Consider the following 13,869-nt stretch of genomic DNA (forward strand, 5'->3'; position numbering starts at 1 on the left):
GATGAACATGGAATCCGCAGACCGCCGCGGTCGACCCGGGCTTTCAGAACCCCTTCTTCTGATCACTCAGGGATTGGTCGCGGCGGTGGCCGTCTTTTTCGTGTACCAGGTGGGCGCCATTTCGCCAGGCTGCAGTCCTGGATGCAACTACGAATTGTTCAACCAGATCAATCACGTGTTTCGCTGGATCGCCGGACTGCTCTTCTGCGCAGCGCTCATCGTCGTCATCGTCTTTGCTGCGCGGGGTCGGAGGAGTCGATGGGCCCCGACGGTCGGAATCATCTTGACGATCGCGGCCGCCATGTGGGCGATCATCGCTGGCTTCAACGCCTTCGCACCCTAACGTGAGCGCGACACGAAGGATCGTCGGGCGCGCGACCTCAGCGGGGACTGAAGCGGCAGACTCCGGCCACGATGAACGTCGCTCAGCGGGCGAGAGCCCCCAGGCGCAGCGACCACGACGTGCGCGTGCGCGGGATGCGGCATCGCTCGAAGCTTTTACCCGGTTAACGAAGCGAAGGTAGATTAGATGTTTGGTCGGAGGTTGAATTGCCCGTGTCGGATGAGGAAATGGTCGCGAGCGACGTAGCGCGGTCACTTCGCAACCTCTTCCCAGAAGCTCGGATCGCTTCGAAACGGATCGACGCACCAGGAGAGGTATGGGCTGTTACTATTCAGCCCTATCGGACCAGTCCGGCAGTAGTTGACATCGTCATCGAGCATTTCGACCATGTGTCAAGAAGGGGAGCGACCTTCGAGCAGGAAGGCTCGGAGGTTGACCCAGGAAATCGCGTCTCGTGGATCACAGCGCAGGTCAATGCTGCGATCGCAGAGATACAAATGTGACTACGACAGCTCCCGCGCCACGGGCAACTTAGCCCTGCCGTTCAGCTTGCCGACATACTCCCGAGCGAGCGATCCGATCGCGCCGTCGTCGGCGACCTGCAGCTCGCCGGCGTTGCGCGCGGGAAACTCGGTGCTGAGCTTGCCCTCGTGCTGGAGCTCCACCGCGAACAGCGTCCGCGACTGGGCTTGTGAGAGCGCGACGAGCTTCGACGGCTGATATGCCTCCGCGGTCGCCGTTGGGAGCGATAGGCGTGCGCGCTCGGAAACCAGCGCTCCGGGAGCCACGCGGCAGTCGTCGGCGTGGTCGTCGGCACGGCCTCGCCATAGTCGTTCCAGGTCCAGTCGATTCTGAACAACGGGCCGCGCGAAGCTCCGCGAACACGTCCCCGAAGGGCACGACGCCGGAACGCATCGCTCTGAAGCGGTCAGCGGTGAGGGCAACAGCGAGCGTCACGAGGTCGCCCGTCATCCTTCGCCTCGCGCGGTTCCCGCCCCCCGCCGCGTGCTATCGGATGGAGGTCTGGGTCACTCGATTTCGATCTTGCCTACGGCATCTCGTCTCCGGGCAGGATGCTCCCGGCGAAGCCGCGCCGCAGCGGAGGCGGCGGCGGACCTGTCTGGCGCGTGATGTAATCATGGGATTCACCGTTGATGAGACCTGAAAAGATGACGCGAAAGAATTCTGCCAGGTGGTACTGGATCGCAGGGGTCGCCGGAATTGGCCTCTTCTCAGTGCTGCAGATTGCGCTGACGGTTGATCGCGTTGGGCGCTCGAGCCTCACTGGTCCAGACCTGATATTGATCTTTGCTCTCTTCATCTTTGGACTCGCTGCTGCGCTCTGGATAGGGATCGCGATCTGGATGCGCCCGCAACGGCTTCGCCTGGACGCGCTGCGCCGCGATCATCCGTCTGATGTGGTTCTTCCCGCCGTCCGGGTCGACCACTTCGAGGATGCCATTCGCTGGCTCGGCGCCACGGGTCCACGTCTCGGCAGCCACTTCGTAGTCGTTGTGACCAAAGATAAGGTTCAGTTCTTCAAGGGCGCCGAAGTGCCCGTTTGCCGATTTGAGATCGATGCCCGCCGATTGACGAGGGTGGCCGTTATGCCAGGCGTCGCGGGAAGGACGATTCCCACTATCACTATTGGTGTGCTCGACAGCGGGGACGAGGAAGTACTCGTCCAATTTGCCTGTGCACTTGAGGGTTGGCGACTGCCTATCGCTCGGATGGATGAGCAGGACATCCAGAGTCGTGTTGCTCTCGTGAGCGCACGTTTGGGGGGGCGACTCGCCGCCGCATAGCGCGACATCCCTACCCAACCTGTGAGCTGAGCGTCCGCGCCGACAGCTTGATGCCTGCACAAACAAGTGCTTGGAAGAGCCAGATGCGGCGAGTTCTCTCGCGTCTAGACGATATGAGCCTTCGGTCCTCCCTTGAGGCTGGGGCCCTCGATTCGAGTAAGCGTGGGCTGTCAGCCTGTGGGGCTGGCCGATCCGACAGGCGGATGGAGGGTCCAATTGATCTTGCCGCCGATCCGGCGATCGACGGGCTCGAACTGCTGCTCAAGGGCGGCCAGGTCGTCGAGGTCGACCTGTTCGACCGGATTCTGGAGCTCGGTGAATCCGGTCGTTGAGCCGCGGGCTCAGCGCGCACCGCGCTGAGAAGGATGACGAAGCACGATGCGAGCGTGAGGAAGAGGAGTCCGAGCCCCGGGAGCGAAACCCGCCGGGCCGGCATGCGTTCGCTTGTCGCCCGTGCTACGGTCGCGGTCACCACGATGATCCCTAGGTGTTCGCTAAGGGAACAGTGAGCAGTCGATGTCAACCTCAGTTGACTGAGTCGATTGTCAGCGAACGGCCATTCACGCATTGGTCTGGGACCATATGGCTCCAGGGGTCTCCGAACTGTACAGGCCGATACGCCTTAGTTCACCGAAGCGATGAGAATCGCTGCCGATGCGAATCCGAGGATCAGCGCAACAAGCCCGACCGCGATCAATTGACCCGCTCTCGGCGCCGACGCTCTATCGGCGCCCCACCGTTTCGCCAAGGCGGCAGCAATGGCACGATGTCCGACGACAAGAACAAATCCGCCCGCGAACTCAATTATCACCAGCAACGATGCGGCGACTGTGATCAAAACCCCAGGCGGTGGTGAAGCCGTAATGACGGGCGTCGGCATTAGTTGAAGAGTCCGAAGTGCTGCTTGCACGAGGAACACCACGCCGATGACGAGAGCCCCCAGGCTCGCCAGCTTGAGTCGGTTGGGGTTAGCGTCGCGGATCACACCGTTCCGAAAAGGTATGCCGGGAGAGCGCCGGAGCGCGGCGATGATTCTGTCCGTGAGCTGGACACGGAAAACGTATATCGCGCACGCAGCAAGGATTGACGTGCCTCCAAGTATGAGGAAGAGAATCTTCTCCATTTGTCAGAATGCCCCCACGACACTCACCACCAGTTCTCTTCCTAGATGATCCACCACTGCATCCTGCTCTGGCGCCGCCAACCAACTCGACCCCTCCCCCTCCTGGGAAGCTCGGTCCAGCGCCGACACCGGCTTCTCGAGATGCCACCTTCGATAGCTCCAGTACAGGAGAGCAACACCGACCAGCCGGGGTTCGATCCGACATCGTTCATGCGCGTCGCACATCATTCGGTGGTCACAGTCGGGGGCGGTGATGAACTTGGCGCTGCCGCTCAAAGCTCTGGGGACGGAAAGCCCGATCAGCTGCCATGGAAATATCTGAGGACCGCCGCTCCAGCGCCGAGGGCGACGGCTGCAATCCCCTCAGTCAGGACGATTGCCGTGACGTACCTCGCGGTCGGCAGGGTGGGTGGTCCGGCACGATCGGCCCGCCGAGCGATTATGCGGCGGACGATCCCGGCCCGCATGCCCAATATGACCGAGCCTGCGATGAGCCAGAGCACACCGGCCCAAGGAACGATCTGCCAGAACATCTTCGTCACCCAGCTTGGTTTTGTATGACTGTGCTCAGCACCAGGGCGAACACGACGACCCCCCACGCGATGCCACAAATCCAACCACCGCGATCCAAAGCGATTGGTTGGTTCTCAGTAGGGGGGGAGACACAGCTCTTGGCAACATAGCCTTCTGCGAGGTCGACATGAACACCGCCAGGCGGCGTCGGAAAACGATGAGGAGTATGCCGACAACGAAGACTACGATCCCAAGTATCAGGCTTGGAACAATGCCCGAGGTGTCTGCAGATTCCATTAGATCACCACCCCCACCCTCCACCAGTGCTGCATCCGGGCCCTAGCACCAATAGCGTACGCAACGGCCGAGAATCCGAGTGGACCGTGCTCTTGAATTCCGCCTCCAAACGAAACTCCCGCACGCCGAGTTCAGCACCCCAGCTCACACCGATTCGGCCGTGCTAGGCAGTGAGGGAATGCTTGGGGTTGAATCACGCTCCGGCGCACAAGTCGATGGAATATCGCCCCCAACCGTTCCATCTACACTAAGTAGGATCAAATCCCTTCTCGCGGTGTAACCCCGTTCAGGCGGTGAGGAGTAGTTCGTGGCTCGCCGGTTCGGTGGTTTCGGAGAGGGCCGACGGAGTTACACCGCGAGAACGGATTCGTCCAGATTGAGATCGTATCTGCGGATCTCGAGGCTGCAAATTAGGGAGAAAATGCGTTCCTGCAGTGTCCCAGTCACGAGCAGAGTGGGCGTCCGTATCCGACTAGTTTCCTGGATCGGACCCTTGGGCATTTCGCTTTTGTTCCGCCCGGCGACGCGTACTGCGCTGAACCGCGCGATGTCGGAGTAGCCGCATGACTCCAACCGAGAAACCAAAGATGCCCACTGCAAGCGCAAATAGCCCGAAGACCGGATCCGTCATCTGACGCCTCCTAAACAGGCAAGAATCTATCCTACGCCGCCGCTTGGAGGTGACTTGAAACGTGTTTGAGATAGCGCATCGATACTCCGAGAGCGCCAGATAACCCTGGCCTGACCAGGGCAACTTGCAGCATGCTGCCGTCGCTGAGCGCCACGTGAAGAATCGGCTCTGTCAACAGCCTGGTGTACGCGTATCTCGCTTCCGCGGCGGATCATCGGTTCACGGGGGGAGACGTCCACCCACAACTCAACCGATCGTTTGTCTGCAATGATCCATCCTCGCGAGAGATAGTCGGCATCCGTGATCGTCATCTCTCCGTCGCGCGAGAGCACCGCGTGGCCAAACAGCCATACTGATCTATCGCTATTCATACTCCCATATCGACGGGAGCGGTGATCGAGAAATCGATACCTCATAAATTGAGTGCCAATCCAGAGGAACGGTAACAAGAGTGCGAATACGAGCAAAAAGGCGATGCTTTTCAGAGAATCGCGCAGTGGCGCGAGTGAGACGACACAGATGAAAAGCGGTAGCAGTATTGCTAATCCCGTCAACGCGACTCGAACATGGGGCTGCAATCGGACCCTGATCGGATTCTCGGCAGACATCTAGATCGGCACGCTGCGTTGGGAGCAAAGATACTCCCGCGAGCATCACATTGAATGTATACGCCGCGAACTCCGGCGAGCCTGTACCCCCAAATAGCGCGGTTGCAGCCATGGTGGTGACCGCTTCGCCTATGCGCTGGGCGTGAAACTGGTACGCATAGCAATCGGCATAAACTCCGACGAGTGCCATAGCGACAGCGACCCCGTCAAGCACCTTCGCAAGCAGTATCTCCGCGGCGGGTGCATAGATCGTTTCTGCGGTCAGAATTCCAGAGAGCTCGAGTCCCGCGGCGAGTAGCGAAATCAAGACCGCACCACCCTTCAGCGCGCCGGGCCACTTCGCGGCTTCGAGTCGGCTCTCTCGATCTCCACCACCCCCGTCCGTGGATGTCGGAAGAACTGCGGACGTCGCTTGTGCCGCTTTCGGCGCTAATGCTCTCGTCGGGAGTGTTCCGCCACCACCATAGGGGTCATACAAGAGCAGCCCCGCTCGCTTACCGGAACGATCTTCTCCCCGATCGGATCGGGCGGCCAATCAGGAACGCGGCGCCGCCGATCGATCTCCTTGATCGCCAGGGCAAAAGCTGTCGATCTGGCAAGGACCACGCAAGCCCGCCGATGCCCGCGAAGACCAACATTCCAAAGGCCCCCGCCCAATTGGCGGACACAGAGCTGAATACTGCGAATGGGAAGCCCACGATCCCGATGACGATCAGTCCTATCGAGCAAGCGAACGTGGTCGGATTGAGGCGATGCCTCGGCGTCCGCCAAGGTAACCATGAAGGCCGACGGGTGCGCCGCTCACCGCGAGATAGTCGCTCCTGGCGACAAGTCACATCATGAGTATGGAGCAGCCGGAAAGACATCCCCGCTTGTACCTGAGCGACGGCACCGACATGGAAGGGCCGGGAGGTGACACGGAGGAACGTGCTCGGTGGATCGTCGAGCAGATCGCGAACCGGCCGTCGTCGATCGCGACACCTTCTCGTCGATCACTGACGGCGGCGTCGGGCTTGCTACCCCAACGGGTCGCGGTCGGCGAGGTATTGGATCGCGAGTTCATCCCCCATCTCGGCGGCCGTCCATTGCCACCGGGCAGCTTCTTCCGGCCGGCCGTCTTCGATCAAGAGCACCGCCAAGTTCCACGCGGAGTGACCATCACCCAGCTCGATGCCATGCCGATAAAGATCTTCCGCCGCGCGGCGGTCCCCGTCGTCCTCTAACAGGCGAGCGAGCGGAAGGATGCATTCGACAACCTTCTGACTAGCCCCTTCGCAGAGTATTGACCGGGCTTCAGCGTGACGGCCTGTGGCGATCAGCAGGTGTGCGAGATCTGCTCGCGCCGTGCCATATGCGTGCATCCCGCGGCGGAGCTGAGTCTCCGCGGCAGGGTCGTTGAGGTAGTGCCACCTCCAATGTCCGATCACGCCCTCAGCCAGGGGCACATGCTCGTCGTCGAGCAGGGTGAGCGCCTCCGTCATGAGGTCGATCGCTCGGCCAACGTTGCCGGCGTCTTTCACGATCCACGCCGCATCGACCCGTCCCGACGGGAATCCGAGATCCCACATCCTCTCGCACACCTGAAGCGCGGTCGTGAAATCCCCATTCGCTTCCAGCGCTTCGATATATCGACGACCGCTAGGCAGGTCTTGTTGAGCCACCCACGCGACACGGAACCCGTCCAAGTCCGTGGAGTCAGTCACGACCGCACACTACTCGAAGATCCCCTTTTCAACGCCGACCAATCAGAGGACCCGCCAGGGGCGCTTCAGACGTCAGCTGGCCGGGCCGTCGGGAACGTCCCACTCGTAGCGTTGACGCCATCTACGGGGGATATCCCCGGTCGTCTTTCGATGCAGGACTCCATCAGCATTTATCCAGACGTGCAGTACACGAGTGACGGTGGGCCATGTTGGTCCCAGTGCCCAGGCGACGGGATTGATCGCATCTATCGCCACACGCCATACGGGTGGGGACACTAGGCGGGTCATTATCAAGCGGGCCTGTTCTCGAGGATGTTGTCTCCGACGTTTCGGGTCGGATGGTGAAGAGCTCAGCAACGAGAGGCAGCCACTCGTCGGGAGTTGTGGTGTTGGCGCGCACGAACTGCTCCCAGACCGCTTCCGCACGCGCCGCCATTCCCGGACATGGATCGCGTTTGAGAATCCACGTCCAGCCCTCCTCGCTCTCAACCAGCGTCCACCCTGCGCGATAGCCTTCGCTCGACGACGCCGACCGTAAGCATAATGTATATTAGTCCTCTACCTCCGCCGCTCCGAGATCGGCGTGGGGATCAATGAGCGCGTGTCTCCATCAGACCCAGAGCGCTTCAAAGTCACAGTGGAAGGGAGACCCGTGGCTCGACAGCAACGCTCGCAGAAGACACGAGATGACATCGTCGTCGAGGCCGCGCGCCTGATAAACGAGCGCACCTGGGACCACGCTTCGATGAAGGATTTCACCCGTAACGCGGGGGTCACGACGGGAGCTGTGTACTTTCACTTCGCCAATAAGGAGGCGATAGCTCTCACCATCATCGACGAGTACAACAAGAGAACGCAGCGCGATGCCGAAGAGATTCTCCAGCAACACCTGCCCGCGATGGAGACAATTCTGCTGACTATCGCGAAATTTACGCGGGCGATTCTTAAAGACCCGATCGTGCAGGCGGGTGCGCGGCTGACCTCGCAACCCCTCGTGTTCGATAACCCACCGGTGTTGCCCTGGACGGCCTGGTCGACAGTCCACGTTCAAAACTTGACCCGCGCCATCCAAGAGGGTGACGTGAAACCCGAGATCGATGTAGATCGGTATGCAAGCTACGCCATCGGCACGTACGCAGGGGTCTTCATCTTCTCAGGCTTGCTGAACGGTCTGAATGATCTGCTGGAGCGAGTCAGCGATCTTTCAATTATCCTAATATCCAGTTATGTTGTTCCCGAGAAGCAAGCCTATTGGGCGCAGCGCGCACTTGAAATCTGCGATGCCACGCAACCCCCGCTTCAGTTGAGCACCTCGGGACGTCTCGAACGGTGAGGGAACCGCGGGCGGGCCTTGTCTCGTCTTCTTCATCCAACCCCGGCGGAAGGGTAGATCATCTCCTCAGTGCATCAGCGGACTCCAAGGTTTTCGCCTTTGGCTCGCGCAGCCGGTATGTCCATGCCTTTCCTCGATGAGGCCGTCCGTGTCGGTGTCCACGGTCTGATCATCGATGACACCGGTCCCTCGGCATCCATGGTGATCGATGACAAGGAGCTGACGAATATGTCCTCCTACTCCTACCTCGGTCTGGATGAGCATCCGCGGATCATGCAGGCCGCACACGAAGGTCTCACCGATTCCCACGTACTGAACAGTTCCCTCTCCCGCGTGCGGGTCCGGCTGCGTGCTCTCAACGACGTAGAAGAACGGCTCTCGTGCCTGTTCGATGCTGATGTCGGTACGGTCAGCTCGTGCGCGGCTGGCGTGTGGTCGATGTTGCCGCTACTAGCTTCCGGGGTTCTCAGTAACGGCATCCGCCCGGTGATGGTGTTTGACCGCCATGCACACTTCTGTCTGCAATCCCTACGCCCCCTGTGTGCCATGGAAACCGACGTGCGCACCATCGCTCACAACGACATGGAGAAACTCGAGCAGATCTGTCGCGAGAACCCCTGCGTCGCTTACGTCGGTGACGGCATCTACAGCACCGGCGGAACCATCGCACCGATGGACGAGCTGATGCGGTTACAGGATCAGTACGGCATGTACCTCTTCCTCGACGACGCTCACGGGACATCCATCGTCGGGGAAAAGGGCAGGGGATACGTGCTCGATGCCATGGGCGACATCAACGAGCACACCATCATCGTCACTTCTCTGAATAAGGGGTTCGGAGCTACCGGCGGTGCCATCATCTTCGGGCCGCGCAGCAACCGAACGAGGCGGAGGATCGCCCTCGGCAACGGTGGACCATTCACGTGGTCTCAACGAGTCAACACACCAGGCTTAGGCGCGATCCTGGGATCGTGCGACATTCACGAGGGCTCCGAACTCGGGACCCTCCAAGCGCAGCTCAAGATCGCCATCCAGACGTTCGATGACAATTTCCGCCTCCCACACGCAAATCCGAAGAGTCCGGTCCGATTCGTGCCGATCGGAAGTGAAACAGAAACCATTCGCTCCACACGATCGCTCATGGACGCCGGCTACTACGTCGAACCCGACTTCTTCCCCGCCGTGATGTGGGGCAAGGCGGGCCTGCGGATAAGACTCCGAGCCAACATGACGGGTACTGAGATCACACAGTTCTGCGCTGTCCTCTCGGAGCACTTCGAACGAAGTGGCGTACAGATGGCGCCTGCACTGGGCTGAACGGTTTCATCCCGTGATCATCGGCTGCTTCGGAGAGGAGAGCGCCATGAACAGTGACACTCTGGGCCGCTATCCCCGAAGGAACGTGCTGCGGTCCATCGGCGCCTTGATCTCCTACTGGATCGCACCCGATGTCGACGTCGCTCAGCGAGCGACAGCCCCCATCCGCAACGACCATGACGTGCGCTGGCGCGGGATGCGGTACCGCTCGGGCAGCGCCGGGCCGACCGAGGCCGAGCCGACGCCCTGCTGCGCGTGATCGAGGTTCAGCCATACCCGCCCCGAATCGCGCAGCTCGAACGGCTTGGCGGCGCGCTGGAGGTCGAGTGAGGTCCACCGCCGAGCGGTGAAGTCGAATGCGGGGCGCCCCTCCACGCGCAGCGCGGTCGAACCCGCCCCACGCACCTCGAGCCACCGCGTCTGCACGTGATTGCCGTTCTCCTGTGGCACCGGGTACGGCGCCTGGAGGTCGTCGATCGACCGCGCGAAGCGCCCGAGCTGCGACCCCTCGTACGAGTCGGCGTACGTCTCGCCCGGCCCGCGGCCGAGCCACTCCACTCGGTCGAGCTCTCCCGGCAGGGCGAACAGCAGCCCCAGGCGCGGCACCCAGATGTCGCGGTGCATGTAGGGGGTGTCGGCCCACGGGCCGACGAAGTCGACATCGACGTCGAGCACGATGCCGTCGCCGTCTGTCCACCACAGCATGGTCCACTCCACGCCGTGCGGGTGGGTCGTCGGCGCGGTGCGACCCGCCACGCGAAGCCACTCGGCGCCGTGCTCGACGAGGTCGGTGCGGTGCAGCATCCGATCCATGCCCGTCGCCGACCACACCGCAGCGAGGTCGTTGAGCGCACCTTGGCCGTGATCGTTCTCGGTAGGCGCCCTGTGCAGGTCGAGCCACGGGCCGTCGAGCTCGAGGTCGCCGAGGCGGCGCAGCCGCCCCGTCGCGCCGTCGAACCGGGCAGCGCCGAGGGCGATCTCGCCATGCGCCGGCGCCCCGCTCCCGCGCACGGGGAGAATCGCGGATGCCGCGGCCACCGGCTCGTCGATCACCCGCTGCCCCCACGCCACGACGTGACCCGCGGGGGCCCACAGCGCGTCGCGGGCGGTGCGGGCCTCGACCGTCAACACGCCGAGACGCGCACCCGCGGGCGCAGACGCTTCGGGCGGCAGCGCCAGGTCGATGGACTCCCCCGGTGCGAGGGCGGCGACCGCCAGCATCCCCGACGCCGCCTCGATGCCATCGTGCTCGAGACGCCACGCGAACCGCAGGTCGGATGCGTCGGCCGAGTGCCGCCGGTTCGATATGCGGATCTCGTCGCCGACCTCGATTCGGATCGGCTCGTACGCCTTCGCGAGCTCGGTCAGCGCAGGAGTGGGCGTGCGGTCGCTGAATACGACGCCGTGCAGGCTGAAGCGCCCGCCTCGGGGTTCGTAGTCGACGTCGTCGCCGTGCATGATGAACGACGTTCCGTCGGGGGCCACGGCGGTGAAACCGTGGTCGATCCACTCCCAGACGAAACCCCCGCACAGCCGATCGTGCGCGTCGATGATCCGCTGATAGTCCCGCAGCGACCCCGGCCCGTTGCCCATGGCGTGGGCGTACTCGACGAGCAGGAAGGGCAGGGTGCGGCGACGCGCGTCGTCGGCATCCGCGACCCCGTCCGAATCGCTCTCGCCATCGTCGTCGAACACGATTCCGTGCATGCCCAGCCGGCCACCGCGGGGCTCTTCGCGCCGGCCGATCTGCTCGAGCAGCTCGAGCGACGGATACATGAGCGAGTAGAAGTCCGAATCGCGATAGCGCGGGTCGCGCTCGTAGAGCACCGGCCGCGAAGGATCGCGACGATCGAGCCACCGCCGCATCTCGGTGAAGGCGTCGCCGACCCAGCTTTCGTTCGCGAGCGACCAGATCACGATGCTCGGGTGGTTCTTGTCGCGCTCGACCGTGCGGTACAGGCGATCCATGAGCGCGTCGCGCCAGCGGGGTTCGGCGGGCGGATTCCCCTCCCAGCCCGCGTAGATGAAGCCGTGGGTCTCGAGATCGCATTCGAGCACCACCCACAGCCCGTATTCGTCGCAGAGGCGGAGGAATTCGGGATGCGGCGGGTAGTGGCTCGTGCGGACGGCGTCGATGTTCGCCCGCTTCATCAGGACGATGTCGCGGATCATCGTCTCGCGGTCCAGCGCGCGGCCGGTGTCGGGGTGATGCTCGTGACGGTTGACGCCGTGGAGCGTCACGGCGCGACCGTTGACGGTGAAGACGCCGTCGATGATCTCGACGTGCCGGAACCCGACGGCGAGCGCGACCGTCTCGCCCGCCGATGACAGCGTTCCGCGGTACAGGCGCGGAGAATCGGCGCTCCAGGGCTCGACGGCGACCTCGGCGGTCTCGCCCGTGGCCATGCGGATGCCGAGTTCGGCGATCTCGACGACGGCGTCGGCCGAGGCATCCACTCGCAGCGTGCCGAGGCCCGTGGATGCGTCGTAGTCGGCGTGCACGAAATGGTCGTCGATCGCCCCGCGGGGCCGCTCGATCAGCTCGACGTCGCGGAAGATCCCGGGCAGCCACCACATGTCCTGGTCTTCGAGGTACGTACCACTCGACCAGCGATGCACCCGCACCGACAGGACGTTGCGGCCGGGGATCACAGGGGCGTCGAATTCAAAGGGCAGGCGGCTGCCGTTCGACCAGCCGAGCTCTCGCCCGTTCATCCACACCTTGGCGCACGAGTCGACGCCCTGGAACCGGAGAACCGAATCGCCCCAGCCTTCCGGCAGGTCGAAGACGAACCGGTAGTCGCCGGTCGGGTTCTCGGTCGGCACCCTGGGTGCGTCGAGCGGGATCGGGTAGGCCGTGTTCGTATAGAGCGGGCCCTCGGCGGTACCCCGCATCGAGCGTGCCGTCCCTCCGGCGAGCGGCGTGAACTCTTCCAGCACCCAGTGCGAAGGCACCGGCATCTCATCCCAGGTCGAATCGTCGAAATCGGGTGCGAGGAAGGCGTCGCCGGTGCCCGCTGCCGTCGGCGAGAGCCGGAAGCGCCATCGTCCGTTGAGACTGCGCGCCCGCGCGTCGCTGACGGCGTCGGCCCGGGGAGCGCGGCGGCCGGCACCCGGCTCTGTGCTCTCCCAGTAGGGCAGGCGGTCACGGTCCTCGGTGCTCATGCGGCATCCTCGGGGTCGGAGATCGGGCTGGGCGCCGGGCCGAGCGCGTCGAGATCGGTCCACAGCTCGGCGGGGATGGCGATCGTGCGAAGGGCCTCGAGATCGGCGAGCCGACCCGCCGACGAGACGCCGACGACGGTCGAGTCGACGAGCGGCGAGCGCAGCGAGAAGTGGAGGGCGGCAGCGCGGAGGGTGACGCCGTGTGCGACGCATACGCCCTCGGCGCGAGTGGCCCACGCCACGAGCTCCGCCGACGCGGGCCGGTAGCCGTAGGTGGCCCCTGGCCTGACTCCGCTCGCGAGGATGCCCGCGCCGAACGGGGCAGCGTTGAACGTGGTCATCCCCCGGCGGCGCGCCTGCTCCAACAGGGGTGCCGCGGAACGGTCGACGAGCGTGTACCTATTGTGTGTCAGCAGCGCATCGAAGACGCCGGTCTCGACGTACTCGCGCAGGAGCGGGATGGGTCCGGCGGCGATGCCGATCGCGTCGACGGCGCCGGTGTCGCGCAGCTCGCACAGAGCATCCACCACCCCGCCGTCGCGGAAGGCCTCGGCCGGCGTGATCGTGTACGGGTCGTGCAGGTGGAGCAGCTCGACGCGATCCATCCCGAGGCGCGCGAGAGACTCTTCGTACGAACGCCGCACGCGGTCGCGATCGAGGACGCCGGTGACGGGATCGGCGTCGACCTTCGTGATCAGCCGCGCCGTGGTGATCTGCGCCGTGGTGATCTGCGCCGACTGCACTGCCGGATCAGCGCGCAGCTGCGCGAGCGCGAGTCCGAGCACTCCTTCCGCCCGGCCGCCCGCGTAGGCGTTCGACGTGTCGACGGTCGCGAACGGACCGGTCAGGATGGCGCGGGCGAGATCAACCGCGCGTGCTTCATCCGGCGAGCCCGCGCGCGTTCCTCGGCCCAGGCCCGAGGTGCCGATCGTGATCTCGCCGACGCGTGTTCCGGCGGTGTCGAGAGTGGGGGTCGCCACGGCTCCTCTTTTCCCAGATGCATATTCATTCTAGTATGAATTCATCCGCAC

The 13,869-nt window shown here is 63.4% G+C and carries 11 protein-coding genes; 5 read left to right on the forward strand and 6 right to left on the reverse strand.

Annotation, left to right across the window (positions count from 1 at the left end):
- Position 1 precedes the first annotated feature (1 nt).
- Positions 2-343, forward strand: coding sequence for a hypothetical protein (locus F6B43_RS12150; protein ID WP_150449182.1), 342 nt, complete (start codon positions 2-4; stop codon positions 341-343).
- A 227-nt stretch (positions 344-570) separates the two neighbouring features.
- Positions 571-846 (forward strand): hypothetical protein, encoded by a 276-nt coding sequence (locus F6B43_RS12155; protein ID WP_150449183.1) that lies wholly within the window; start codon positions 571-573, stop codon positions 844-846.
- Here the strand turns inward: F6B43_RS12155 and F6B43_RS12160 are convergent, their stop codons facing one another.
- Positions 847-1,131, reverse strand: a complete 285-nt coding sequence (locus F6B43_RS12160) for a hypothetical protein (RefSeq protein WP_150449184.1) — start codon at positions 1,129-1,131, stop codon at positions 847-849.
- Between the two features lie 444 nt (positions 1,132-1,575).
- Positions 1,576-2,031, reverse strand: coding sequence for a hypothetical protein (locus F6B43_RS12165; RefSeq protein ID WP_150449185.1), 456 nt, complete (start codon positions 2,029-2,031; stop codon positions 1,576-1,578).
- A 320-nt stretch (positions 2,032-2,351) separates the two neighbouring features.
- Here F6B43_RS12165 and F6B43_RS20025 point away from each other — a divergent pair, with 320 nt between their 5' ends.
- The gene (locus F6B43_RS20025) at positions 2,352-2,480 is read left to right on the forward strand and encodes a hypothetical protein (protein ID WP_281349549.1); all 129 of its coding nucleotides are present in this window, start codon (positions 2,352-2,354) and stop codon (positions 2,478-2,480) included.
- A gap of 290 nt (positions 2,481-2,770) precedes the next feature.
- Here the strand turns inward: F6B43_RS20025 and F6B43_RS12170 are convergent, their stop codons facing one another.
- Together F6B43_RS12170 and F6B43_RS12175 are read right to left on the reverse strand one after the other, a co-directional pair.
- A complete protein-coding gene (locus tag F6B43_RS12170; RefSeq protein ID WP_150449186.1) occupies positions 2,771-3,271 on the reverse strand; it encodes a hypothetical protein in 501 nt (166 codons plus the stop codon).
- 3,065 nt (positions 3,272-6,336) lie between these two features.
- Positions 6,337-6,981 (reverse strand): tetratricopeptide repeat protein, encoded by a 645-nt coding sequence (locus F6B43_RS12175; protein ID WP_150449187.1) that lies wholly within the window; start codon positions 6,979-6,981, stop codon positions 6,337-6,339.
- Positions 6,982-7,675: 694 nt separating this feature from the next.
- Between F6B43_RS12175 and F6B43_RS12180 the strand changes: the two genes are divergently transcribed.
- Together F6B43_RS12180 and F6B43_RS12185 are read left to right on the forward strand one after the other, a co-directional pair.
- On the forward strand, positions 7,676-8,356 hold the full coding sequence (locus F6B43_RS12180) for a TetR/AcrR family transcriptional regulator (protein WP_170285644.1): 681 nt from the start codon (positions 7,676-7,678) through the stop codon (positions 8,354-8,356).
- A 117-nt stretch (positions 8,357-8,473) separates the two neighbouring features.
- The gene (locus F6B43_RS12185; protein WP_281349556.1) at positions 8,474-9,673 is read left to right on the forward strand and encodes an aminotransferase class I/II-fold pyridoxal phosphate-dependent enzyme; all 1,200 of its coding nucleotides are present in this window, start codon (positions 8,474-8,476) and stop codon (positions 9,671-9,673) included.
- Positions 9,674-9,817: 144 nt separating this feature from the next.
- Here the strand turns inward: F6B43_RS12185 and F6B43_RS12190 are convergent, their stop codons facing one another.
- On the reverse strand, positions 9,818-12,838 hold the full coding sequence (locus F6B43_RS12190; RefSeq protein ID WP_150449190.1) for a glycoside hydrolase family 2 TIM barrel-domain containing protein: 3,021 nt from the start codon (positions 12,836-12,838) through the stop codon (positions 9,818-9,820).
- Entirely contained in the window at positions 12,835-13,818 is a 984-nt protein-coding gene (locus F6B43_RS12195; protein WP_246159927.1) for an aldo/keto reductase, read from the reverse strand. Before F6B43_RS12195 ends, F6B43_RS12190 begins: the two co-directional genes overlap by 4 nt.
- Between the last annotated feature and the right edge of the window lie 51 nt (positions 13,819-13,869).

Origin of the sequence: Microbacterium rhizomatis (assembly GCF_008710745.1) — a bacterium.
Taxonomy (GTDB): domain Bacteria; phylum Actinomycetota; class Actinomycetes; order Actinomycetales; family Microbacteriaceae; genus Microbacterium; species Microbacterium rhizomatis.